This is a genomic window from Rhodococcus sp. AD45-ID (genome assembly GCF_003023755.1).
Classification (GTDB): domain Bacteria; phylum Actinomycetota; class Actinomycetes; order Mycobacteriales; family Mycobacteriaceae; genus Rhodococcus_F; species Rhodococcus_F globerula.
Window position 1 is genome coordinate 1,462,140 of sequence record NZ_PYHL01000002.1, and the last position, 23,293, is coordinate 1,485,432.

Below are 23,293 nucleotides of genomic sequence, written 5' to 3' on the forward strand. Positions count from 1 at the left end.
CTACAAAGTGATTGCCCAGACGGGGAGGATCGAAACACCTCGTCGATCGAAAGAAATCAGGCGTTCATCGAAAACGTTCGGCCTCGCGTGCGAGCACCGTCAGCTGCTCACACAAGGCGAGTAGCTCGGTAGTATCGGCGCCCTCAGCGACAGCAGTGGCAACGTCTTCAGCAGCGCAACGAACTTCGAACATTCGGTCCACCAACTCGACGGCCTCGGTGGCCGTCAGGATGACCGCGTCCGCGGGAACGCTGGTGCCCTTCACCGCATTACGCTGCTCGTACGCACGCTGGCGGCACGACTGGCAGCAGTACCGGCGGCGACGGCCGACGCCGACTGCCGCTACGCCACGACCGCACCACGCGCAAGGACTACCGGCGCTTCTGGGGCGCGTGCTCGAGGTCATGAGATGACACTTTACTCGAGATTCAGACGCCCTCGATGTCCGCTCGGATGCGAGCGCGCGGGACCCGGTAAGATGGGGAGGTTGCGTCTTCTCGCCACACGGGAACCAATCCGGTGCTCGTGGCGTTGTAGATGAGTGTGAGCGTCTACTCCCCAACACCGGGCGCCCACCAGCGGTGACGAACGAAGAGAGGACACCACCATGGCAGATCGCGTACTTCGAGGTAGCCGACTCGGAGCTGTGAGCTACGAGACCGACCGTGACCATGACCTCGCCCCCCGTCGTATGGCGAAGTACAAGTGCGACAACGGTGAGATCTTTGACATCCCGTTCGCCGACGACGCCGAGATCCCCGGTACGTGGATGTGCCGCAACGGCCTCGAGGGTTCCCTTATGGAGGGCACTGCGCCCGAAGCCAAGAAGGTCAAGCCGCCGCGTACCCACTGGGACATGCTGCTCGAGCGTCGTTCCGTCGAAGAACTCGAAGAACTTCTGAAAGAGCGTCTCGATCTCCTGAAGGCCAAGCGCCGCGGAGCGTGATGCACTAGCACCACAATGTGCACGTCGAAGACCGTCCGGCCAGGTGCCGGGCGGTCTTTCTCGTTGCATTCGATGCCGATGTGGTCCTTGTGTTGCAGTCATTGTCCACGAACCCTTCTTCGACGCCGATGTCATCCGAAAGCGTTCCCGCTCAGCAGTTTTCATCGATCAGACAAGCGCCGTGCCGGTAGCCTTCCTCGCACTGTTCGGCAGGGAAAGCCATCGGCACGGATATCTGTACCAGTGTTTGCTGTATCCCCTGACGGCTCGGCTGCCAAACGTCACGGATGGAGTACGGCCGGTATGCGAGTGAGCACAGTTTCTGCTCAGTGAGCACAGGCTCCAGCGCCCAGAAAACCATGCTCACTCGAGGAAAAGGGGCCCAGCTCCTTCGCCGATTGCGCCTACGCGGTCCAGCGACGCATCGCCACGTATCCCGCCGCCCCCACCACGATCAACCCGACGCCCAGAGCGACCGTCGTCGAATCCGTCACCAGTCCCGCCATGCCGGTGACTGCTACGAAAACTGGCACGAAATCGAACAGTCGAGCAATCGATTCCGGCGGCTCGACCGGAAACCCGAGTGCTTGGCCGGCCTTGCTCCGGGCGTAGCTCGGGTACCACTCGGTGAACGAGATAGCGAAGAACGTGCCAGCCAACTGCAGAATCCAACCGGTCCAGAAATTGCCGCTGTCGCCCAGCACTGCGTCACCGATCAGTCCGACAATCGCAGACCAGGTGAAGGCCAGCGCCCAGACCGCGGTGATGACGTAATTGATCCGCAAGAAAAGCGAAGTGGTCCAGTACTCCTCCGGAGTGGATTCCTTTGCATATTGCATGGTGAACGGATTGCGCAGCAGTATCGATCCGAAAGCGAAGACAACAAGCGCGATATTGGTGAGCTCACCGCCCCACAATTCGAACCATTCGATCGTATTTGCCGATGCGAACAGTCCAATTCCTGCGAGTATGCCGAAGAAGAGGACATCGAACAGTTCCAGCAGTTTCAGAGTGCCGCCCCGCCGATGATTTGCGGCCAGTATCAGCAGAGATAGTCCGAGCGCCGCTGCAGCGGATTCCTCGAATCGTCCTGGTCCGGACAATAGCGAGAGCAGAATCCACGGGGACAATCCCGCAAGTGGAGACCGTAGAACAGCATCGACAACGCTCGTCTTACGGCTGACACTCTGATCTTCAATCATAGGAAACGCCCTTTGCTCGACTAGGTGTCAAGGCGAATACCCGATAATGAAGGAGGCGAAGCCCCCTGTGCGCCTTTTTGGTAGTGGGGGCTACCAGAAAGGCGCACAGGGGCTTTGCCCCTAACGGCGCTTCTTACGCCCCGAATCGCACGGCCCGGAGTACTTGTCCAGTCCGACGCCCTTGTTCGCTTTCTTGCTGCGTCCGGTCGGGCCTGATTTGGGGCGCTGCACCCACTGACCGTCGGCGTCCAGACCGGGCATGCGTTCACTGAGAGTTCGGCTGTAGCGCGTCTCCCCGTCGACGGTCAGCACACCGTCCTGCACATCGATGTGCGCGACGGTCGCCCAGAACGAGTTCTTGCCGTTGCCGACGTACACGAGGATCTCGTCGGCGTCCGAACCAGGGAGTCCGTCCTTACCGGCTTTGCCGTACCGAATGGCGACGCGAGGATTGCCGAACGAATCGATTGCACCGGCCCCGTTGTCCACGCTCTGATAAACGTTGACCAGCAGATCGCCGTTCTCGTGGGGCAGCACACGAACCTGCTCGACGGCCGGCTTCTTCCCCTTGCCCGGTCCGGCGCTGTCTCCGTAGTGGTAGATGTGCGGCCAGGTTTCGAGTCCACCTCGATGGTTCGGCTCACCGCTGATGACGACGTAGTCGTTGGTCTCCTCGTTGCGGCAGAAGAAGTAGACGTCGAGGTCTCCTTCGCCGTACTTCTTGACCTTGCCGTTCTTGTCGTACGTCGCCCCGCGCCCATCCCATTCCAAGCCGACAGTCAACACCCAACTGGGATCGCCTTGGCTTTTACGCAGGTCGATGCGCGCTGTCTTGTCCTGTGAATCCTTGGTGAGGCTGACGGAGACTTTCTCGAAGCTGATGGTGGGGGCGGGAGCGGCTACGGGTGCTTCAGGAGCCGCAACAGTAGCGGGCTCGTCGTCATCGACGTCGATACCGTGTTCAGCGGCAAAGGCCGCCAATCCGGCGCTGTATCCCTGTCCGACGGCGTCGAGACGCCAACCCGCGCCGCGGCGATACAAGGCGACCAACTGCAGCACCGTTTCGGTAGTCAAACCTGTTGGCACAAAAGACAACTGCTGCGACGATCCACGGGCGTCGACGCGGAGGGAAGTGACATCCGAGAAGTTCTTTCCCTGCGCTTCAGTGCTGCCGGTCATCAACACGCGGTGAACATCAGCAGGCAGAGCGGCGAGGTCGATGGTGATCGTCTCGTCCGAAACGAGTGCAACGCCGGGGGCTTTCGGGTTGTTGAAGAAAACGAAGTCGTCGTCGGTTCGGACTTTCCCGTCGGCGCCGAGCAGAACTGCCGCGATATCCACCACACCACGAATGCTTCCGGTGTCGAGCGCGATGGTGTAGCTCGCGTCCACCAGATCGGTTTTCGAGCCCTTGGTTACGTCAGTCATTGCTCTCTCCTGTTTCGGGAAGGGAGGGTTCACGTCGTCGGGAAATTACTGCTATCACTATTGAGCCCGCAGCGAGGAGGCACAGGACGACCTCGGGCGCGGGGCCAAGCTTCGTTGCAAGGGTGGTGTCGGTCGACAGCGGCACATCCGCAACCAGATACTCGGGTACGAACAAGTCGGTTTCCGACGTGACGGAACCGTCCGGCGAGATGATGGCGCTGACACCGCTGGTAGCTGCGACGACCACGGCTCGGCCGTGTTCGACAGCACGAACTCGCGACATCGCCAACTGTTGGTACGTCATCTCCGTATCGCCGAAAGTGGCGTTGTTGGTCGGTACGGCAAGAAGTTGCGCTCCGTTGCGCACTGATTCCTGGAATGCCCGGTCGAATGCCACTTCGTAGCAGGTGGCGATGCCGATGGGCACACCCGCGGCGTGGACAACGCCATTGCCGTCGCCGGGTACGAAGTTGCCGGCGCGGTCGGCGTACTCGGAGAACTTCCGGAAGAAATCGCGATACGGCAGGTACTCGCCGAACGGTTGGATGATCTTCTTGTCGTGCTGTTCCTGCGGACCCTTGTTTCCGTCCCAGACGATCACGGAGTTCGTGGTTGTCCGGTCGGCGTTGACCAGCACGGTACCGACCAGGATCGGCGCACCGATCGATACGGAAGCGCGAGTGATGTCGGCTGCTGCGTCCACGTTGCGCAGCGGATCGATGTCGGAGGCGTTTTCCGGCCAGATGACAATGTCGGGTTGTTTGACGCGTCCGGCGTCGACCTCGTCAGCAAGCCTCAGAGTTTCGGCAACATGGTTGTCGAGCACCTGCTTGCGTTGGGAATTGAAGTCCAACCCCAACCGCGGGACGCTTCCCTGAATTGCCGCGACGGTGATCGTCTTCTCGCCGGAGTCCATGGTTGCGAGGAACGGCGCCACGGCAACAGCCAGCAGAACAGGTACGACGGATGCGGCAACCGCTCCGACAAATCCCCTGTCCCAGCGTTTGCCTGCAACGGCAATAGCTACGGCAGCCAAACCGGTGCCGGTCAGGGCCACCCCGAAACTGAGCAGCGGCGCTCCGCCGAGGCTGGCCAGCGGAAGCAGTAAACCTTCGGACTGGCCGAAAGCAAGCCTGCCCCAAGGGAATCCGCCAAACGGAACACTGGAGCGCAGCCATTCGGTCAATGACCAGATTGCGGCAATCCAGAGCGGAGCCCACGGTAACCGAGACACCAAAACTGCCAGGAGCCCGAACAATCCGATGAACAGTGACTCCACGGCGGCAAGGGCGATCCACGGCATTGCGCCGACAAATACCCCGATCCACGGTAGTAGTGGAATCAGGAAGCCGAGACCTGCCAGGTAGCCGTATCCGAATCCAGCTCGCAGCCGCAGTCCCCCGCGGCCGAAGTTCGTCAGCACACACGTGAGGAGTGCAATGCCCACCGGTGCGAGAAACCACAGAGGCCGCGGCGGAAACCCCACAAAGATCAGATATCCACCCGCTGCCGAGTACAGCGACCGCAACCACACCGAACGGGTCAGAATCTCGGTTATCCGAGACCGCTGCCCGGCGGGTGACTCAACGCTCATAAACGACGCGTCCACGATGCACCGATCGAACACACACCGGTGCCTGCGCGTCGGCGTCGAGACTCGGTAGCGCCGGGACACGCGAGCGCGGATCGGTCGACCATCGCTGGACCGAGTCGGCCGGCGCGCTTACCTCGAGGTCTCCCGCTTCCCAGATGACATACGACGCCGGCGCACCCGGGTTGAGTGTTCCGGCCGCGCCGTCGCGGACTCCACCGGCGCGCCAGGCGCCGCGGGTTGCGGCCGAGAAGGCCGCTCGAGGTGAGATGCCGCTTCCGTCGGTGCGGTGATGCACTGCGGCGCGGAGCATAGCCCACGGTTCCACCGGAGTGACCGGTGCGTCGGAACTGAATGCGAGGGATACGCCCTTGGATGCGGCCGGGGCAAACGGGTTGAGTGCAACGGCACGTTCGCCGCCCAGTCGCGTCGCGTACAGGCCGTCGGTGCCGCCCCACAATTCGTCGAAGACCGGCTGGACGCTGGCAATGACGCCGAGCGCGGCAAAGGTTTCGGCGTCGGCGACAGACATCATTTCGGCGTGCTCGAGACGGTGACCCAGTGCGGCGACCTTGGGTCCGCCGAGTTCGTCGGCAACCTGCTGAAATGCCGTCGCAGCGGCCGAGACGGCGGCATCACCGATTGCATGGAACCCGGCTTGAATTCCGGCGAGGGTGCATGCCCGTACGTGCGCCGCGATGGCGTCGACGCCCAAGTAGGCGTTTCCGGTCGAATCCGGTTGATCTGCATAGGGTTCGGCGAGCCACGCAGTGTGCGATCCCAGCGAACCGTCGATGAAGAGGTCACCGCCGAGTCCGTGCGCGCCGGTCTTGTCGAGGAGCGCTCGAGCGTCCTCCGCGGTACTGACGTGCTCACCCCAGTATCCGCGGACCTCGACGCCGTGATCGTGGGCGAGGAGTTCCTGGAAATCGGTGAGGCCGGAGATATCCGGGCCACCGCACTCGTGCACGGCAATGATTCCGCGTGAGGCGCAGAGATCGAGAGCGGCGGTGCGGGCGGCGGCGCGCTGATCTGCCGTGAGGAGGTTGCGTGCGGCGGCGCGGGCGAGATGGTGGGCTTCGAAAGTCAGCGGGCCGTCGGCGGAGTAACCGGCCTCGTTTGCCAGTCCATCGATCCCGTCCCGCAGCGTGCTCGAGCACACTGCCGAGTGCACGTCGATCCTGGAGAGGTACACCTTGCGCCCCGGTGCTGCGGCATCAAGGTCAGCCGTCGAGGGCGCAGTCTGATCGGCCCACTCGGTGTCGTCCCAACCGTGCCCCCAGATGACGGCGTCGGGATTGGCGTCGGCGAATGCCGTTACACGCAAAAGGCATTCGTCGAGCGACTGTGCGCCGACAAGATCAAGTCCGACTATGGACAATCCGAGCGCAGTGATGTGGACGTGAGTATCGACAAAACCGGGAGTGACAAACGCACCGTCCAGATCTTCGATCTCGGCGCCGGGATGCAATGCGCGTCCGGCGCGTTCGTCACCTACCCAGACGACGGTGCCGTCGGTGATGGCGAGCGAAGTCGCGTCAGGTGCAAAGGAACTGTAGATCCGGCCGTTGACCAGCAATCGAGTAGTCACGAGCGCCAAGTCTGCCTGTTAGTACTGCGGCCCCCGCGAACGGGTGGGTGTATCCGTGTCGAGAATCTCACCCTCAAGGACAAGTTCCTTGCCGTTGCTGGCCACATATTCGGTGGTCGCGGTAGGTGTTTCGACGATGATCTCGCCGTCGATGACCTCACCGTTTCCACGCATCCGGGCTGCGTATCCGACGGTGCCTGCAAAGGCGTCACCGCCCGCTGCGAACGCCGCTGCCCGCCGGCCTGCCAGGAGGACAGCAAGAGGACGCAGTGCCCAACGGGTCGGGGGAATCAGTAGGAGCAGACCCAGGACCGATGTGACAAGACCGGGAACGAACATCAACGCGGAACCAGTAGCAACGAGCGCGCCGTCTGCCACGGCGAGCGACGGTGAACCTTCACCTCGCGTTGCCTTGCGGAATCCGTCCATGACTTTTCGCCACTGCGAACGCATGAGCACCATCCCGACCAGTGAACCGGCCAGGAACAGCAGAATTGTCCAGGCAATGCCGATGGCGTTGCCCACGATGACAAGTGCGGCGATCTCGACGATCACGTAAAGCAGGAACATGGCGGCGATCATGACGTCCCCTTTCAGACGGTCTACCACTACAACGCACGACGGTTCGGTTTTTCTCCCGAGCGCCCGACATTGCCTGTGTAGTGAGTCACTTCCCCACCACGCCGGGTGTGCGCGACGTTAACTAACGCTCCGCTAACGATCTAACCCTAAAGTTGACCTTTAGACTCTGTGTGTGGTCAAGTCGTTTCACCCGCTTTCCAGCGGACCTAGTGAACGTGAAGGAGCCCGACATGAGCCGACTCCCCGGCAACAGACTTTCCCGGCGTCTACCCGCTGCGCTGGCCGGCGCTGCCGCCGTCGTAGCCCTGACTGCAGGGTCTGCCCTGGTCGGAGCCGGTTCTGCGGCGGCAGATCCGCAGGCACCTGCCGAGTTCACGGTGCCCATCGAGATCAATGTGCCCACCGACCTCGCGGCACTGATCGATCAAGCCGGCGCAATCTCGCCCGAGGCAACCGCTGCATTGAATCAATTGATCGGCACGGCGGCAGCTGACCAGATCGCTGACGCATTGGGCGTTGATCTCGGCTTCACGACACCGGCGCCGTTCATGTATCCCGCACCGACGGTTGGTTGCGGGCTCGACGGACAGATGGCGACGGTGACGCTGGCAACGGCACAATCCGGCCCCAACTACCCGCTGCCACCGTGGGTGGAAGACAACCAGCTTCGCTTCCAGGCCATTCCCGCATACGTGGGGATTCCGAAAACGTCCGAGTTGAGTGTCGCGTGGATCAACACCAGCACATTCAAGGGCGGAATTGTTCCTCTGGACGAGACCCTCCCGGTCGTGGACACTCCCCTGTTGTCGAAGGTCGTCGACACCGGTGACGGCAAGGTCCTGGCCGCGATATTCGGCAAGGTCGACTACACCGACGGAAAGTCCTGCATCGTGCTTCCGACGGTCGGCTCCTTCGACGCCTGAGTTCGTATCGGCCTACGAGCCCGGAGTCACCAGCCCGGTCTCGTAGGCCAGCACGACAGCTTGCACGCGGTCGCGAAGATCCAGCTTCGTGAGGATGCGTCCCACATGAGACTTGATCGTCGACTCCGATAAGTACAGTTCCTGGGCAATCTCCGTATTGGATCGCCCCGCCGCGATATGGCTGAGCACTTCCCGTTCACGTTCGGTCAACACGTCCAGAACGATCGGATCTCGCCGTGGCGCCGGACCGTCGACGATGAAGCGAGACAACAATCTTCGCGTCACCTTGGGTGACACAACAGCATCGCCGGCCGCAACACTGCGGATTGCGGACACGAGGTCCTCGGGTGGAGTGTCCTTGAGCAGGAACCCACTGGCACCTGCCCGCAACGCACCGAGTGCATGTTCATCGAGATCGAACGTCGTCATCACAAGAACACGCGATTCGATCCCCGACGCCAGAATCTGCTCGGTTGCACTGACGCCGTCGACAATCGGCATTCGGACGTCCATCAGCACGACATCCGGCTTCAGTGCGATCGCCGAGGCAAGCGCAGCCGCTCCGTCCCCGGCTTCACCGACCACTGAAATATCTTCGTGTGCCGCGAGGACCATATTGAGCCCCATACGCATGAGTTCCTGGTCATCGACAATCAGCACGGAGATAGGCACCGCGTAAACCTATCGGGCCGACCGGGCTGATGCGACTCAGCCTTTCGGATGGGCCGGCAGATGTCGAGTGGCGTCGTAGGGCTCGAAGTAGGATTCGCCCACGACGAACATCCCCTTCTGCGGCAGCCAGAAATCTCCGAGACGTGCCTGCACAGGTAGCGGACCTGGCGGTCCGATATCGACCCCGTCGAAACTCGCTCGACTCCGGTCGACGGTCCACAACATCCGAGGATTCGCTCGGAACCATTGACCGTTCGAGGTGGTCCCGGTCAGTTTCACCCGGCCGACACCCAGCGCAGGTCCAGCGGCCCGTCCCATCGCGGACATCACGCCATCGCTGCGCCACATCGCGCCAGGCATCAGCTTGCCCATGCCCGTCATCACGGCGGTTGCCGCAGATCGGCCCACGTCGAGTTCCCACACGAGTGTCTCGTCCACCCTGACCGTGAAGGCGGACGGGCCCGTCCACGTCACCTTGATGTCCGCTGTTCGCGCGTCGGCGAGATCCGAGCCGAAGTATCGGGCGCAACTGTTCTCGGGCGAGTTGCTGCTGTAAATGATCCAACGTCCGTCGGGGTCTCGATGCCACACCGAGTCGTACCCGGCACCGACCGAGCTGGCGGGAAAATGCCGCATCGCCAAGTAGTGGCCACTAGCGAATGGTTGTCCCATCACCCCGTAGCCGGCGAATCGTTCCTGTCCGTCACCCGGGGGAACCTCTCTGGTGCGTTCAGCAATTGATCGTGGATTGTCAGTCATCATCTGTCCTCTCCGAATCCGTCCCCGTTCGACGGTTACCCCGTTTCAACATCGGCACCAGCGCGTTGCAAAGTCGCCAGTGCAACATTCGTCGGGATTCTGGAATGCTGGATGTACAGCAACCACACAACGGGGAGGCTGACATGAGGTTTTACGAGGATCACATCGTTCCGCGACTGGTGAACGCAACCTGCGGGATGTCGCTGACCGAACCCTCGCGCAAGCGAGTCTGCGCCGACCTGCATGGTCGCGTTGTCGAGATCGGGTTCGGATCCGGTCTCAACGTCCCGTTCTACCCAGACTCCATCGATTCGGTCAGCGCCGTCGAACCCGCCGACCTCGGCTGGAAACTAGCGGACACACGGCTCGCTGCGTCACCCGTGCCCGTCGAGCGCTCCGGACTCGACGGGCAGTCACTTCCCTTCCCCGACAACACCTTCGACGCCGCACTCTCCACGTGGACGATGTGCACTATCCCCGACGCGGGCGCCGCGCTGCGCGAGGTGCGACGGGTTCTCAAGCCCGGCGGAACCCTGCATTTCGTTGAACACGGTCTTGCCCCGGACGAGAAAGTGCAACGCTGGCAGCACCGCTTCGAACCGATCCAGAAAGCAGTCGCAGGCGGCTGCCATCTCACGCGCAAGATCCCGACGCTCGTGCAAACCGCGGGCTTCGAGATCCACGCCCTCGACACCTTCTATCAGAAGGGTGTACCAAAAATCATGGGCGCGCTGTCCCTCGGCGTTGCCAGGCCCACAGGTTGACTGACTCCGGGCACCAGGACTTGTGCGGCGCTACCTGTTGCGTCGCCGAGTGATCCGAAGCTCGCTACGGCTTCGCTCCGGGCACGAGCGAATTGCGGATCAGCCGCGGGCACGTTGACCGATGGCCGCTTCGGAGACGATATGGGCGATTCGACTTGCCCGTGTTGCGTCTCGAGCGGCACTGACGATCCACCACAGCATCTGTTTACGGGCGCTGGGCGGAAAACCGTCCCAGTTGCTTCGAGCTCGCGGGTCTCGATCCAGCGCCGCCTTCAAGTCAGACGGTTCCTCGAGGTCTTCTACTTGGTCGGAAATCGTCCACCAGCCGTTGGCTTTCGCGGCAGCAATGGCGTGGCGCCCAGCGTCGGTCATGAGACCGCGCGCCTCCATATCGGCTGCGCGTTCGCGGTTGAGCCGGGTCCAAGAACTCTTGGGTCTGCGCGGCGTGAACAATTGCAAGCCACGCTCTTCGTCGAGGATGGTGTTGGTGGAGTCGATCCAACCAAAGCAGATGGCTTCCTCGACGGCCTCGGGGTACGGGCAGCGTTGACGGCCGGCGGTGTTGCGCCAGGAGCACAACCACACACCTCGGGCCGATTTGTGGTTGTGCGTCAGCCAAGTTCGCCACTGTTCCCGAGTCTCGGCATGGATGATCGGGTAGTCGAATTTCCACGTTGGGGGGTGGGCGGAGACCGGTGGCGGCGATTTCGAAGTGGTCATTTATCCTCCTGGCTCAGAGCGAAACGGACACGTATCTCGATAGACGAGGGACCGGCATGGTGGCGAGATTCTGAGGTGAATGGCGAGCTGCCTTACGGTGTCGGCGAGCTCGGCTGGTTCGATGACTGTCACTGGAGCGGTGAGCGCAATGCGAGCAACCGTCATGGCGAGCCGGCCGAGATCTTCACCGCGGATCTCGACCACACTGAAGTTCGGCCCCAACTCGATTGGTGTGTGGTCAATCCATCGGAGCACACCCTCGAGTTCGGAGAACGTGGCTTCGATGACGAGTTTCGCATCGAGGTGACGGGGCGACGAGCCGAGTGAGCTCGCGACGAAGCCAGCCGCATCACCACCCGGAATCTCGCGTGGTGTGAAATGACTGCCCGCCAGCTGGGGCTCCCAGAGTCGGTCCAGCCGAAAAGTTCGCCAGTCACCACGATGTTGGTCCCATGCCAGGAGGTACCAACGTCGTCCTGCCGTGACAAGTTGGTGCGGCTCGACCAACCGTCTGCTGCTCTCGCCATCACCTCGCCGATAGTCGAAACGCACATGCTCATGGTCGCGACATGCCGCGGCGAGCACACTGAGTGCTTCGGGATCAACGATGTCGTTGTCGTCCACCCGCCGCATCGAAATGACGCTCGAATGTAGCGCCGACACACGTCGGCGCAGGCGATGAGGCAGGAGTGTTTCGATTTTCGTCAGCGCGCGCAGCGACGTTTCTTCGATGCCGTCGATGGCTGCCTCAGCGGCGTAGCGTAGCCCGACGGCTACCGCGACGGCCTCGTCATCGTCGAGAACCAGGGGCGGCACGTGTGCGCCTGTTGCAAGTCGGTAGCCCCCATATTTTCCCGACGTGGAATCGACCGGATAGCCGAGGTCGCGGAGGCGATCAACGTCGCGGCGCACCGTTCGCTCCGTGACGTCGAGTCGTGCGGAGAGCTCGGCGCTGCGCCAGAAACGATGAGTCTGCAGGAGCGACAGCAGCTGCAGCGCTCTACCTGTTGGATCGTTCCGCATTTCTTCAGTGTGCCAACAATCGAGGACACGATGTGTCCGCAATGTTCCCTATCGTCGGGGCAACCGGTCATTCCACACACACGATCGGTAATCAACCCAAAGGAGAATCCGTGAATCCATCCGACTTCCCCAAGCCCGTCCTTATCCCAGTCAACGGCGTGGAACTCGAAGTCTTCGAAGCAGGGCGACACAATGCCGGGAAACCCATCGTGCTGTGTCACGGGTGGCCAGAGCACGCCTATTCTTGGCGATACCAGGTGCCCGCCCTTGTCGAGGCGGGCTACCACGTCATCGTCCCGAACCAGCGCGGCTACGGCAATTCATCACGTCCGATCGAAGTGACGGACTATGACATTGAACACTTGGCGGGTGATCTCATCGCACTTCTCGATCACTACGGCTACGAAGATGCCACCTTTGTCGGTCACGATTGGGGCGCCTTTGTCGTGTGGGGCCTGACCCTGTTGCACCCGGACCGGGTAAACAAAGTGATCAACCTGAGCTTGCCCTACCAGGATCGCGGAGAGCAGCCCTGGATTGAGTTCATGGAAGCCGTGCTTGGCGGTGACTTCTACTTCGTCCACTTCAATCGACAGCCGGGCGTCGCGGACGCCGTGTTCGAAGACAACACCTTCCGGTTCCTCCGCAACATGTACCGGAAGAACGAACCCCTCAGGGAGCCTCAGCCGGGTATGGCGCTGATCGATCTCGCCAGAGCAGAGACGCCGCTCGGTGAGCCTCTGATGAGCGATAGCGAATTGGCCGTTTTCGTCTCCGCCTTCGAATCGACAGGATTCACGGCCAGTATCAATTGGTACCGAAACTTGGACCGCAACTGGCATGTGTTGGCAGACGTGAACCCAATCATCCAACAGCCCACACTCATGATCTACGGCGACCGCGACGCCATCGCGAAGTCTGAAAAACTGACAGAGTTCGTGCCCAACGTAGAAGTAGTCAATCTTGACTGCGGTCATTGGATCCAACAAGAAAGGCCCAAGGAAACTAACCAAGCAATCTTGAACTGGCTGGAACGGCAGGATGCAACATAGCTTCAACGCTAGGTGGCGCCTCAGGAAATATGTCAATCTCATTCAGATCCGGTAAGGCGGCTTGATCTGGACCCCTTGGTGCATGGATCAGGCGGATTGCTGAGCTCGGCCATGCGCGAGTCGGTTTCGATGATGTTGCCGCCGAACGGGAGCCGATCGACGATCGCCCGCGCACAGTCACGGTCGCCGAACTGCCCTCGCGCCAGGGCGTGACGTGATCGACACGAAATTCATCGATCGTCGCGCGGGATTCCCCGAGGATCGACGTTGTTCTGACGTCGGCTTGCCGTTGTTCGGTCGAGCCGTGTTGATCCGCCATCCCACCGCGCCGCAGCGCTCGGACCACAGATTCGAATACTTTCCATCTCTTGCGATCAAGTCTTCGTGAGAACCAAGCTCTTCCATCCTCGCCGCTGGTTAGTCGCGGCACTGGACTTTGATATGGTCGCGGACAACGACTTTCAGCGCCAAGTCCAATTCGGAACGTTTTCGGAAGATATGGACCTCGCCGTCATCGCAGCGCACGGGACACTGGACAATGAGGCCGCAGAAATCGACTGGGACGATCCCACTGTCGTTCTGCGCGAAAGTGAGAGTGGCACAGTCACTGTCGCGGACATTGTTACCGAACTGGCCGAGTGGGACAGGTCGGCATGGGCGTGGTTGGCAGCAGAACGCGTCACACTGAGCGGCCACTATCTGCGTGCCAAACATCCAGAACTTGTCCGCGAGTACCCGCATCACTGAGGAAGCAGATCAACCGTCTGTCGAGGATGACTGACTGGTTATAGAGCGGATTACCTCCACTGTGACTGGAGGAGGTGCCACATTCGAAACGTGCAGTATTCCCGGTCTTCGTGGATATCTGCGAAACTCCTCGGATGGCACTCATCGGGCGCGAAGCAGCGGCATTGCTCAACGACGCCGGAATCGAACTCGGCCCCGGATTAACCGAATCTGAATTCGACTCTGTCCACGAACGCTTCGGATTTCACTTCAATCCGGATCACCGTAGCCTGCTCGCCACTGCCTTACCGCTCGGTGACCGCTGGCCGGACTGGCGAAACGGCGACGACCTCGAGCTGGAGACATGGCTAGATAGTGTTGCCGAAGGATTCATATGGGATGCACTGCATCAGAGTCCGCCGTTCTGGCCGCCATCGTGGGGCACATTGCCCTCCTCAACCGAGGACATAGCCACAACGGTGCGCCGAGAACTCAGGGGGTGGCCGCGCCTCATTCCGATCTACGCGCACCGCTTCACCCCCGCCGCGCCCTCACCGTCAGAATCACCGGTGTTCTCCGTGTGGCAGACCGACATCATCTACTACGGGGCCAACCTACTCGAATACCTCACCAACGAGTTGCTGTCCGGACAGGGCCGAAAGGCACTCTCCCCCCGAACTATCAGCGTCCCGTACTGGTCGCGGTTCGTCGAGTCAGCAAACAGCGCAGAATCAGTCTGACCAACATCGACGCGCAAAACCGTCTATCGAGTGTGCCGTTAACCCGACTCGGTTCCCGTTCAGTCAGATACAACATTGATGCATCTGTATCGAATAGCGGCACCTCGACGGGGTGCCGAGAGGCGCAAGACGGCCACCGACTCTTTGGAAGCCACTCGATATCTCCGGGTGTCGGCGGGCTTCGTCGTGTACCAGTCAGAGAGAACCCGATGGCGCTGTACGCCGACGAGTTCGCAAGGGATTGCTTTCGACAACGCTATTCGCCATTCCCACGGCAACGGAAGAACCAGATCCAGCGACCTGCGATCATCAGTCATTACTTCCAGGCTGAACTGATCAGTGACGACTTAAGAGGTCGATTGGCGGTGTGCAGTATTCGAAACGTGAAACATTCCTCCTGACACCATGCGGACACCGAACCGTACCGGGATTGTCGCACTGACGTGAGCCCGTTTGATAGCGGTCGGTCGGTACGCTCGTGGACATGGGACTGGGGTTTTTACTGCTGTTTGCCATGTTCGGCCCGTTGCCGTTGCTCTGGTGGGCGGCGGTCCGGGCGAAGAGCCGCGGCCTTGGGGGGTCGTTCGTCGGGCCGTTTCAGGAGATGTTCGATCCCGGTGCGGCGCGAGCACAGATCGTCATCGAGCAGATCGCGGAACTGCCTGACCCTGCGGGCTCCGGCGACCCGGACAACGACGACGATGTGCCGTACACAGTCGCCTATAAGGGCGTTCGACTCCACATCAACCCTGATAGGGGTCGACAGCGTGGAGGCGACGGGACCACCAAGTGAGCTGAGTGAGCACCAACCTGGCCAACCCCGGCAACGCCGACCCTGACGTGGTCGCGTTCCTCAAGGACCTTCGCGATCTCCATCCTGGGTGTGCCAATCCAGATCACCTGACGAATGATACGAGCTTTCGCTGGGTCAATTCGCTTGGGCTGCCCGCCGATACGACCACGAGCGCGAGCCGGCGCCAAACCTGCGCCGTGCGCGCCCGGATCAGCGTCCTCTCGAATTGTGCTAAGGCGCCCAAGATTTGGAAGATGAGCATTCCGCCGGCCGATGACGTGTCAGTCGACTCCGTCAACGAGCGGAAAGCCGCGCCGCGCCGCTGCAAGTCCTCGACAGTTTCGCCCAGATGCTTGAGTGACCGACCTAGCCTGTCCAGTCGCCAGACGACGAGGGTGTCACCGGCCCGAAGGTGACTGAGTAGATCGAGCAGGACCGGGCGATCGTCCTTGGCGCCACTCGCCGCTTCTTCCCACCCTCGATCACATCGAATGGCCGCCAGAGCGTCACTCTGCAAATCGAGGACGTGATCGGTCCCGGAAACCCCTATTTACCTGTGACTCCCGAAATTATTTGGCACGTTTTTTACCGAATTATTTGGCACGCGGCTTGATCGTCAGGTGATTCGAGGTGGACGTTGCCACCCGATCGGTATCGTCGCGGTATGACTCGTTCCGACGTTTCCTGGCAGAGCCGAGCGATGGCGTGGCCGCTGGTCGTGGGAACTGTATTCGGAAGTTACTTCGCGCTTCTCTTCGCAGATTCCAGTGATGTCAGTAGTGTTCTCACCGCGATCTGCCTGGGGTCGCTGTGCTCGCTGCCTGCCGGCGGGCTGTTGGGAATGGCAGCAATCATGACGGGGAAGGGCGTCCTCGCGGTCGGCGAGCGACACGTCCGCGCCGCGGCACCGACGACGTGGCGGCTCGCATTCGCAACGTCGACGGCTGTGGTGGTCGCGATGATCGTCACTGCTGCGCTCTCCGTTGCAGGAGCCGATGGGTGGAGTATCGCCTGGCCTGCGTTGACAATCTCAGCCATTTCCTTCGGCGCAGCATCCGTGTACTACCCCGCGGCCACACATGAGGACCTCGCTCACGATGACGTTGCATCAGCTGGAAAATAGGATTCGGCACATAGCCGAATCCCCCTACCGTCTCAGTCATTAGCACTCCCCTGGTGTGGCGTTCGGGATATCAGTTCAATGCCAGTAGTTGCCCATAGTGTGAGCTATGCGGCGATTGCGTACGTGGTTGAGAGCGCCCGGGACCTGTGCAAATCTCCTTGCTCTTGGAGCAATGTTTTTCGGAGTGCTCGACGAACGACGAAATCCGGCACCAGTACCGCTTGGAGTGGCGATCGGACAGCCCACATGCATGGCATCCGCAGTGTTGTCCTCGCTGAGCCCGACGTCGGCAGTGGTGTGCGAATTCAGCGGGTACACCGACGATTGCCGCTGCGCACTTATGCGCCAGACCAGCGGGTTCGGCAACTTCGTCGCGGTAGTCGAGCAACTTAACTTAGTCGCGCTTCGACCAAATGACCGTGGTTCGGCGAATGCCCTACCGACGGCACAATTCCCACTCCCGTTATGTGGCTGGTCGATGACGCAGGAAACTCAGCAAGGGCCGCTCTTCCCGTTGACGGGACGTGCGGAAACCCGCTGCCCGACACCTACGCTCCCGACACCTACGTGGCAATCACGAATCTGACGATGCCGGACGAGCAAGCGCACAATCTGCCCCGAACATTGTGAAGCCACAGCCACGGCACCACGTTTTGGCCTGTTTAACCGGATCGCTCTCAGATCATTTCTACGGGTTTGGGTGTTCGTTTTGACCATCGACAAACTGGATAGTTTCTCCTGCCGGACACCCGAAATGCCCTGAGCGGCAATAAAAACCAGTGGATCAATCGGAACATGAGCTACAGCCACGGCAACTTAACCAACCCACTAAATAGCGGATGCGTCGCATGAGCGGCATTATTCTATCGTGACAGTCATGAAACCAGCGCCGCTCCCTCCGCGCCCGCTCCGAATCAGCCTGTCCGTCGTCGCATGGTTCAACCTGCTCTCCGCCCTCCTCGGAATGGCTGGACTAACCATTGGTGGCGGGTTCGGCCTCCCTCCGGAATGGATCCAAGGAACCATCTTCACTTCCTACTTCTGGCCAGGCATCATCCTCGGCGTGATCGTCGGCGGAAGCCAGGCAACCACGCTCGTTGCTCAGTACGGCAGGTTCGCACTGGCGTGGGGTCTACACGCCGCGGCCGGCCTAATCATGATGATCTGGGTCTTCGTCGAAATCGCCATCATCCTCGTCTGGTCGCCGCTGCACGGCATCTACTTCGCCACCGGCATCATTCAGACAACCCTCGCCGTGCTTGCTCTAAGTGCCTGGCCGCGCCCCTTCCTCCAACAATCCTCAAAGCAACCAACACCCTCTTCCTGACCGCACCGCAGGACATAATCTTCATAAATTCGTCAACACAACGTTCAGTTGCGTCCCCGCGCTGGGATGCCTCGGACTTACTGTTGATCGGTTCCCACGCCATGTTAGATCACTCGCCGGGAAGTGAAGTCAGTTCTCGAGCCTCAGGTCGTCGTCGATCAAGTTCTCAGTAGCTGCTGCACGCGCTTGCACTGGCAACGGCGAGGAGGAGCGCCGAGACGATGCCGAATGCGGTTCGGGTGGTGAACATCTGAGGTCAACGATCCATTCGTGGGAAGAAGAAGGACAGGAGGGTGCCGGCCAGCAGTAGGCCGGAGCAAACGAAGAGGGCTTGGGAGTATCCGGAAACCAGTGCTTCGGTCGGCGCGCTGTCCGAGCGTGCCGTCGAGGACGCGGCGACGCTCACGAGAACGGCTAGTCCGAGTGAACCGCCGATCTGACGCGACGTGCTCAGCAGCCCGGATGCCATGCCGACTTCTTCGGGAGGAGCGTCGGCGGTGGCGACGTTGCTGAGCGGCATGAACGACAGGCCGATGCCGATGCTCGCCAGAAGCGAAGGCACCAGGATGACAGCCCAGAAGGGACTGTCGAGGTTCATGGTCGAGAAGATGAAAGTCCCGAGTGCTGCGACCGCTGTTCCGACTACGAGTAGCGGCCGAACTCCGTAGCGTGGAAGGAGTTTGGTGGATGCGAGGATGCCGATGACCAGGCCGAAACAGAAGGGCAGGAACGCCAGACCGGTGGTGGTCGGCGAATAGCCCAGTCCGCGTTGCAGGAATAGCGAGACGAAGAAGAACGCGCTGAACTGTGCCGCGCACACCAGGCACATGATGGCGTTGGCCAGTCCGATTCGGGGCCGAAGGAGGGTGGACAGTCGTACCAGTGGTGTGGCGCAGCGGCTTTCGACCGCGACGAAGGCGGTCAGCAGGGCGATCGTGAGAGCGAATCCACCCAGCACGTAACCCGAAGTCCAGGAATGTGATTCAGTGGCGATGACGGTGCCGACAAGGGCGGTGATTCCGGCCGTCGCCAAGATGGCGCCGGGGAGATCTAGGGAGCCGCCTCTAGCGGCTTGGCCGGCAGGCAGGCCGCGGGTACCGGCAACTGCGGCGATCAGGGCCACCGGTGCGCCGGCGAACATCACCCATCGCCAACTGAGTCCTTCGGTCAAAATGCCGCTCAGTACTACACCGAGTGCACCGCCCAGTGCTGATGACATTGCGCCGATGCCGAATGCCTTGGCCCTGGCGCGTCCGGTGGGAAAGGCCTGGCTGAGGGCGGCGAGCCCGGCCGGCGCGATCATCGCAGCGCCGACGCCTTGAAGTGCCCGAGCGCCGACAAGCATCTCGGCGGACACCGAGAAGGTGCCGACGATGCTGACGAGGGCGAACAGCAGAAGTCCGGCGACCAGAACCCGGCGAGTGCCCATCACATCGCACAGTCGGCCGCCGAGAAGCAGCAATCCGCCGAAGGCGAGGGCGTACGCGTTGACGACCCAGGACAGCCCGGCGTCGGAGAAGTTCAGTGATTCCTGGATGTCGGGTAGCGCGACGTTGATGACCGACATGTCGAAGGCGACCAGGAACTGTGCTGCCGCGGCGGCTGTGAGGACCAGGGCAGGCGCGGCTACCGCCCGTGTTGATGTTGTCATTGCAGGCACCTCATTTGTATACATGTTCTCATAAGTAGTTAGGTTTACCTTGCTGTCGACCGAGATGCAAGAGGTTCCCCGGGCGAGAGCGCCGTAGCAGGGGCGCGCACAATCGATGCATGGCCGAAAAGATGGAACCGAGATCGCCGCGGCTCGGACGTCCCCCGACGATCACGTCGGAGCAGATAGTCGAAGAGGCGAAACGGCAACTTCAGTCCGGCGGCGCCGACGCATTGAGCATGCGAGCGTTGGCGACGTCGCTCGGCACCACACCGATGGCGCTGTACCGGCACGTGGGCGACAAGGAACAGCTGATCAGCGCGGTTCTCGATGCGTACTCACAAGACCTCGGTTCGCTGGTCCTGCCACAGGATCAGGTCGAGCGGATTCGCTTGATCTTCACCGCGATCTTCGAAACGCTGGCATCGGAGCGCTGGATCATCGAGTTGCTTCAGCGCGGCGGGCGCGGCGGGAGCGGCGCCGTCGTCCTGGTCGATCGAGCCATGGCCGCGTGTGTCGAACTGGGCATGTCTCCACGCCGCGCACTGTTGGTCTACCGAGCGCTGTGGAACTACACGCTCGGCGCACTGCTCAACAACTATGACGACAGCGCGCGACCCGAAGGCAGCGTGTCACCTCTTGCGATCAAGATCCGAGAAATCGGGCCCGCGGAACTACCCGTACTCAACGAGGTGCTCGAAGACTGGCCGGCCGGGACGACGACCGATGGTTATCTCGAAGGTCTCGACATACTCATCGACGGATACCTGCGTAGCCCGGCCTAACGGCACTGACACCAGGCCATGCCTCAACAGCGACAACGTGCCAGGTAGTCAACACGCCGAGCCTCGCGCCGAGAGGCGGTGTGGCCGCCACCCGGATGCAACTTCACCTCCCATAGCCAACCGATTAACGCAGCATCTCGACGCGTTGTTTCGCCATTAGGAGAAATCGGCAACCTGCCTATCTGAGTTGTCCAGGATCAGCTGTTTTGAGGGGTGGCCGGATACACAGGCAGCCACATCGCATCCTGAACGGCCTGTACCAAGTCGTCGTGGGTCACGGTGGCGACGCCGTCATCGGCTGCTGCCTTCGCGACCGCCACAGCCACCGTCGCGGACGAGGCACGAAGGTTTTCGACGTCGGGGAGGAGGGACGCTCCCCGCTCCGAGACATCCACCTGACCGGCGACCGCGACCGCAGCTGCAAGGAGCATGCCATCGGTTACGTGACGAGAACCGGACACGATCGTGCCAAGGCCTAGGCCTGGATAGAGCAGAGCGTTATTGCATTGACCGATCCGATAAGTGACGCCGTTGTATTCGACCGGTTTGATCGGTATCCCGGTCGCCATCAACGCCTGCCCTTTGGACCACAAGATGGCGTCCTGGGGCATGACCTCTATACGGCTGGTCGGGTTCGAGAGCGGCAGCAAGATGGGGCGTTCAACCCCGCCACTGAGCGCTTCTACGACGTCCTGCGTGAAAGCTCCGTGCGCGGTCGAAGTGCCGATCAGGATGGTGGGTTTGACGTGCTGGACCACCGTCAGAAGGTCGATAGGGCGCCCGCCCCAATCGGCGAGTTCGTGTGCTGGCCGGGCATAGGCTTGCTGGTAGTCGGGCAGGTCCTGCATATCGTCGGTGACCAAGCCGTCGCGGTCGATAAGCCACACTCGAGCGCGGGCCTCGTCATCGCTGAGCCCGGCGCGGCTCATCGCGGCGGAGATCTGGTCGGCCATGCCCGTGCCGGCGGTGCCAGCGCCAAAGATGACAAGTCGTTGATCCGCGAACGTCTGTTTGGTGACCTTCAGCCCCGAGATGACCGCCGCCATGACGATGGCGCCGGTTCCCTGAAGATCGTCGTTGAAAATGCGGTACTTGTCGGCGTGGTCTACGAGGATACGGCGGGCATTGGAGGGGCCGAAGTCCTCAAAATGCAGCAGTGCCTTCGGGAAGAGCTTCTCCACTGTCCCTAGGTAGGTTCCGATGAACTTGTCGTACTTCTCCCCCCGGACGCGACTGTGTCGGTTCCCAAGGTAGAACGGGTCGTTGAGGAGCGCTTCGTTGCTTGTCCCCACATCTAGATTCACCGCGATGACGCGGCTGGGGTTGATGCCGGCTGCGGCGGTGTAGATCGCCAGTTTCCCCACGGCGATGTCGGTACCGTTGACGCCCCAGTCCCCAATCCCGAGGATCTCCTCAGCGTCGGAGCAGACGATCAGGTCCACATCATCCGGACCCAATTCCATTGTGGCGAAGGCAATTTCGATGTCGTCGACGTGATCGATCGACAGGTACACTGCACGCGACTGGCGGTAGTCTTGTGACCACTGCTCGATCGCGTCCCCGATGGTCGGGTCGTACACGACGGGCAGCAATTCCGAGAGGTGATCCGCAATCACGCGGTAGTACAAGACTTCGTTGCGCTCGTGGAGCGAATCAAGGTAGATGTACTTCGCGAGATCCGTTGACTGCTTTTGCAACTGTGCGTATGAGCGTCTCGCCTGCTGATCAAGGGGCTCGACCGCTGATGGCAACCGCCCTACCAGGCCAAGTGATGCACGCTCCTCTTGTGTGAATGCAGTTCCCCGGTTCACCGCATCGTCGCGAAGAATCTTCTTTGCTTCATCCATGCTCTCCCCCATCCGTCGGGAGGACCGCCAGTGGACCCTTCAGGTGACAGTCCGGCGCCAATGACTGACCTCAATTGGAGTCAAATCTAACCCCGCAGTCGCTGCGCTGCCCACAGGTTGACTGAACTGTCCCGGCTGGCGTATCAGGGTTGCTCGCAGTGTGAACTGCTATCGACGGTGGTGCTCCCTTCACAAGAGACCGCCCTGGTGCCTCTCTCAGACCGCCACCGTTTAGTGACTCCACGGAGCAACGAAGCCATACAAACCAGCCTTGTATATGAGCATCGGCCAAAACTCTGACCACGCCGCATCCGAAATCACCCGAGACAAACTGCGGTTCTTCAGCATGTTCCGCAGGCTCAACCTCGTGACGGCAATCAATTGGTTTTCGCGCACCAGTCGAGTGGAGAGTGTGCGCAGATGGTTGCGTCGCCGATCGGCAACGCGCCCATAGATTTTCGCAACCTTGAACCGGGCCTTCGCCCGGTTTGCGGACCCCTCTCTCTTTTTTCGCCAGCGCTCGTTGCGCTTTCGCCATCCGGACGCGATCCTTCGCCTCGTGACGCGGGTTGTCGATCTTCTCCCACCGGCGCGCAAAAGGTCCACCACGAGCACCGGTGAGCTCCCTCAAAACGCTAGAATCAGCGTCGCGAAATCCTCTCGGGTTTACCCCGCCGACGGGAAACCCGATCACTCCAACGCCTGACCAATCAAGTCTTCGACCACAGGTGGGTGTGATGACCCGTCAATTGCTCCCACCGAGGCGCACTCTTTTCAGTGCGACGCCAACACCGGCATACAACCGGCGATTCTTGCGCACCGCCACAACGAAAGTCGAGATTCAAGGCAACTGATCGATTCGAACTACGTCTGACGCTCGTCCTTTTCATCAGTTGAATTCGGAACCGAGTCAGCCGCCTGCTCGCGCGTAGCCATACCTCCGTTCCCACCCTTGTCTGTCGGGCCCGGATGCCCAGCCTTCGGGGCGTCGTCGCCGTGATCTGTTTTCGCCATGTGATCTCCTCAATCTAAAATGCGTTCGAGCGTG

General features: G+C 61.1%; 24 protein-coding genes and 1 pseudogene. 10 read left to right on the forward strand and 15 right to left on the reverse strand.

Translation table 11 applies throughout. The annotated features are described in order from the left end of the window. Nucleotides 1-64 precede the first annotated feature (64 nt). Nucleotides 65-406 carry a hypothetical protein gene (locus C7T36_RS22900; protein WP_033232035.1) on the reverse strand — a complete coding sequence of 114 codons (342 nt, stop codon included), beginning with the start codon at nucleotides 404-406 and terminating at the stop codon, nucleotides 65-67. Between the two features lie 201 nt (nucleotides 407-607). Here C7T36_RS22900 and C7T36_RS22905 point away from each other — a divergent pair, with 201 nt between their 5' ends. Further along, entirely contained in the window at nucleotides 608-946 is a 339-nt protein-coding gene (locus C7T36_RS22905; protein ID WP_033232034.1) for an RNA polymerase-binding protein RbpA, read from the forward strand. Between the two features lie 404 nt (nucleotides 947-1,350). Here the strand turns inward: C7T36_RS22905 and C7T36_RS22915 are convergent, their stop codons facing one another. The 5 genes from C7T36_RS22915 to C7T36_RS22935 form a co-directional block, all read right to left on the reverse strand. Beyond that, nucleotides 1,351-2,148, reverse strand: a complete 798-nt coding sequence (locus tag C7T36_RS22915) for a hypothetical protein (protein ID WP_033232032.1) — start codon at nucleotides 2,146-2,148, stop codon at nucleotides 1,351-1,353. Between the two features lie 120 nt (nucleotides 2,149-2,268). Continuing rightward, the gene (locus C7T36_RS22920; protein ID WP_033232031.1) at nucleotides 2,269-3,576 is read right to left on the reverse strand and encodes a TerD family protein; all 1,308 of its coding nucleotides are present in this window, start codon (nucleotides 3,574-3,576) and stop codon (nucleotides 2,269-2,271) included. Then, the gene (lnt, locus tag C7T36_RS22925) at nucleotides 3,569-5,170 is read right to left on the reverse strand and encodes an apolipoprotein N-acyltransferase (RefSeq protein WP_045067754.1); all 1,602 of its coding nucleotides are present in this window, start codon (nucleotides 5,168-5,170) and stop codon (nucleotides 3,569-3,571) included. Before lnt ends, C7T36_RS22920 begins: the two co-directional genes overlap by 8 nt. Then, on the reverse strand, nucleotides 5,160-6,758 hold the full coding sequence (locus C7T36_RS22930) for an amidohydrolase (protein ID WP_033232030.1): 1,599 nt from the start codon (nucleotides 6,756-6,758) through the stop codon (nucleotides 5,160-5,162). The genes lnt and C7T36_RS22930 overlap by 11 nt, the downstream gene beginning before the upstream one ends. A gap of 18 nt (nucleotides 6,759-6,776) precedes the next feature. Continuing rightward, nucleotides 6,777-7,340, reverse strand: coding sequence for an FxsA family protein (locus C7T36_RS22935; protein ID WP_033232029.1), 564 nt, complete (start codon nucleotides 7,338-7,340; stop codon nucleotides 6,777-6,779). Between the two features lie 230 nt (nucleotides 7,341-7,570). Here C7T36_RS22935 and C7T36_RS22940 point away from each other — a divergent pair, with 230 nt between their 5' ends. Continuing rightward, nucleotides 7,571-8,263 carry a hypothetical protein gene (locus C7T36_RS22940; RefSeq protein WP_045067755.1) on the forward strand — a complete coding sequence of 231 codons (693 nt, stop codon included), beginning with the start codon at nucleotides 7,571-7,573 and terminating at the stop codon, nucleotides 8,261-8,263. A gap of 12 nt (nucleotides 8,264-8,275) precedes the next feature. Here C7T36_RS22940 and C7T36_RS22945 read toward each other — a convergent pair whose 3' ends face one another. Together C7T36_RS22945 and C7T36_RS22950 are read right to left on the reverse strand one after the other, a co-directional pair. Beyond that, the gene (locus C7T36_RS22945; RefSeq protein ID WP_033232028.1) at nucleotides 8,276-8,935 is read right to left on the reverse strand and encodes a response regulator transcription factor; all 660 of its coding nucleotides are present in this window, start codon (nucleotides 8,933-8,935) and stop codon (nucleotides 8,276-8,278) included. Between the two features lie 36 nt (nucleotides 8,936-8,971). Then, nucleotides 8,972-9,694, reverse strand: a complete 723-nt coding sequence (locus C7T36_RS22950; RefSeq protein ID WP_045068095.1) for a hypothetical protein — start codon at nucleotides 9,692-9,694, stop codon at nucleotides 8,972-8,974. Between the two features lie 143 nt (nucleotides 9,695-9,837). Between C7T36_RS22950 and C7T36_RS22955 the strand changes: the two genes are divergently transcribed. After that, nucleotides 9,838-10,458 carry a class I SAM-dependent methyltransferase gene (locus C7T36_RS22955; protein ID WP_045067756.1) on the forward strand — a complete coding sequence of 207 codons (621 nt, stop codon included), beginning with the start codon at nucleotides 9,838-9,840 and terminating at the stop codon, nucleotides 10,456-10,458. A 99-nt stretch (nucleotides 10,459-10,557) separates the two neighbouring features. Here the strand turns inward: C7T36_RS22955 and C7T36_RS22960 are convergent, their stop codons facing one another. Continuing rightward, on the reverse strand, nucleotides 10,558-11,178 hold the full coding sequence (locus C7T36_RS22960; RefSeq protein ID WP_045067757.1) for a YdeI family protein: 621 nt from the start codon (nucleotides 11,176-11,178) through the stop codon (nucleotides 10,558-10,560). Beyond that, nucleotides 11,179-12,201 (reverse strand): YafY family protein, encoded by a 1,023-nt coding sequence (locus C7T36_RS22965; RefSeq protein ID WP_045067758.1) that lies wholly within the window; start codon nucleotides 12,199-12,201, stop codon nucleotides 11,179-11,181. 110 nt (nucleotides 12,202-12,311) lie between these two features. Between C7T36_RS22965 and C7T36_RS22970 the strand changes: the two genes are divergently transcribed. The 4 genes from C7T36_RS22970 (at nucleotide 12,312) to C7T36_RS22990 (ending at nucleotide 15,512) form a co-directional block, all read left to right on the forward strand. Next, nucleotides 12,312-13,253, forward strand: a complete 942-nt coding sequence (locus C7T36_RS22970; RefSeq protein ID WP_045068098.1) for an alpha/beta fold hydrolase — start codon at nucleotides 12,312-12,314, stop codon at nucleotides 13,251-13,253. A gap of 384 nt (nucleotides 13,254-13,637) precedes the next feature. Next, nucleotides 13,638-14,000 carry a hypothetical protein gene (locus C7T36_RS22980; protein ID WP_239654732.1) on the forward strand — a complete coding sequence of 121 codons (363 nt, stop codon included), beginning with the start codon at nucleotides 13,638-13,640 and terminating at the stop codon, nucleotides 13,998-14,000. 134 nt (nucleotides 14,001-14,134) lie between these two features. Then, nucleotides 14,135-14,719: a hypothetical protein gene (locus tag C7T36_RS22985; protein ID WP_045067759.1), complete on the forward strand. Its 585-nt coding sequence runs from the start codon at nucleotides 14,135-14,137 to the stop codon at nucleotides 14,717-14,719. Nucleotides 14,720-15,203: 484 nt separating this feature from the next. After that, on the forward strand, nucleotides 15,204-15,512 hold the full coding sequence (locus tag C7T36_RS22990) for a hypothetical protein (protein WP_045067760.1): 309 nt from the start codon (nucleotides 15,204-15,206) through the stop codon (nucleotides 15,510-15,512). A 103-nt stretch (nucleotides 15,513-15,615) separates the two neighbouring features. Here C7T36_RS22990 and C7T36_RS22995 read toward each other — a convergent pair whose 3' ends face one another. Next, nucleotides 15,616-16,029: a recombinase family protein gene (locus C7T36_RS22995; RefSeq protein WP_052683540.1), complete on the reverse strand. Its 414-nt coding sequence runs from the start codon at nucleotides 16,027-16,029 to the stop codon at nucleotides 15,616-15,618. A 147-nt stretch (nucleotides 16,030-16,176) separates the two neighbouring features. Here C7T36_RS22995 and C7T36_RS23000 point away from each other — a divergent pair, with 147 nt between their 5' ends. After that, complete coding sequence (locus C7T36_RS23000) at nucleotides 16,177-16,635, forward strand: hypothetical protein (RefSeq protein WP_045067761.1); 459 nt, start codon at nucleotides 16,177-16,179, stop codon at nucleotides 16,633-16,635. 877 nt (nucleotides 16,636-17,512) lie between these two features. After that, complete coding sequence (locus tag C7T36_RS23005) at nucleotides 17,513-17,962, forward strand: hypothetical protein (protein WP_239654733.1); 450 nt, start codon at nucleotides 17,513-17,515, stop codon at nucleotides 17,960-17,962. Nucleotides 17,963-18,218: 256 nt separating this feature from the next. On the opposite strand, the gene C7T36_RS23010 is transcribed toward C7T36_RS23005, so the two are convergent. Beyond that, a complete protein-coding gene (locus tag C7T36_RS23010) occupies nucleotides 18,219-19,613 on the reverse strand; it encodes an MFS transporter (protein ID WP_084702815.1) in 1,395 nt (464 codons plus the stop codon). A 119-nt stretch (nucleotides 19,614-19,732) separates the two neighbouring features. Between C7T36_RS23010 and C7T36_RS23015 the strand changes: the two genes are divergently transcribed. Then, nucleotides 19,733-20,398, forward strand: a complete 666-nt coding sequence (locus tag C7T36_RS23015; protein WP_052683541.1) for a TetR/AcrR family transcriptional regulator — start codon at nucleotides 19,733-19,735, stop codon at nucleotides 20,396-20,398. Nucleotides 20,399-20,595: 197 nt separating this feature from the next. Here the strand turns inward: C7T36_RS23015 and C7T36_RS23020 are convergent, their stop codons facing one another. The 3 genes and pseudogenes from C7T36_RS23020 to C7T36_RS30265 all read right to left on the reverse strand — a co-directional run bounded on the left by C7T36_RS23020 (nucleotide 20,596) and on the right by C7T36_RS30265 (nucleotide 23,259). Next, on the reverse strand, nucleotides 20,596-22,245 hold the full coding sequence (locus C7T36_RS23020) for an NAD-dependent malic enzyme (protein WP_045067762.1): 1,650 nt from the start codon (nucleotides 22,243-22,245) through the stop codon (nucleotides 20,596-20,598). Between the two features lie 255 nt (nucleotides 22,246-22,500). Further along, nucleotides 22,501-22,828: pseudogene (locus C7T36_RS23025) on the reverse strand (transposase); the annotation flags it as partial. A gap of 281 nt (nucleotides 22,829-23,109) precedes the next feature. Continuing rightward, the gene (locus tag C7T36_RS30265; RefSeq protein WP_181317502.1) at nucleotides 23,110-23,259 is read right to left on the reverse strand and encodes a hypothetical protein; all 150 of its coding nucleotides are present in this window, start codon (nucleotides 23,257-23,259) and stop codon (nucleotides 23,110-23,112) included. Between the last annotated feature and the right edge of the window lie 34 nt (nucleotides 23,260-23,293).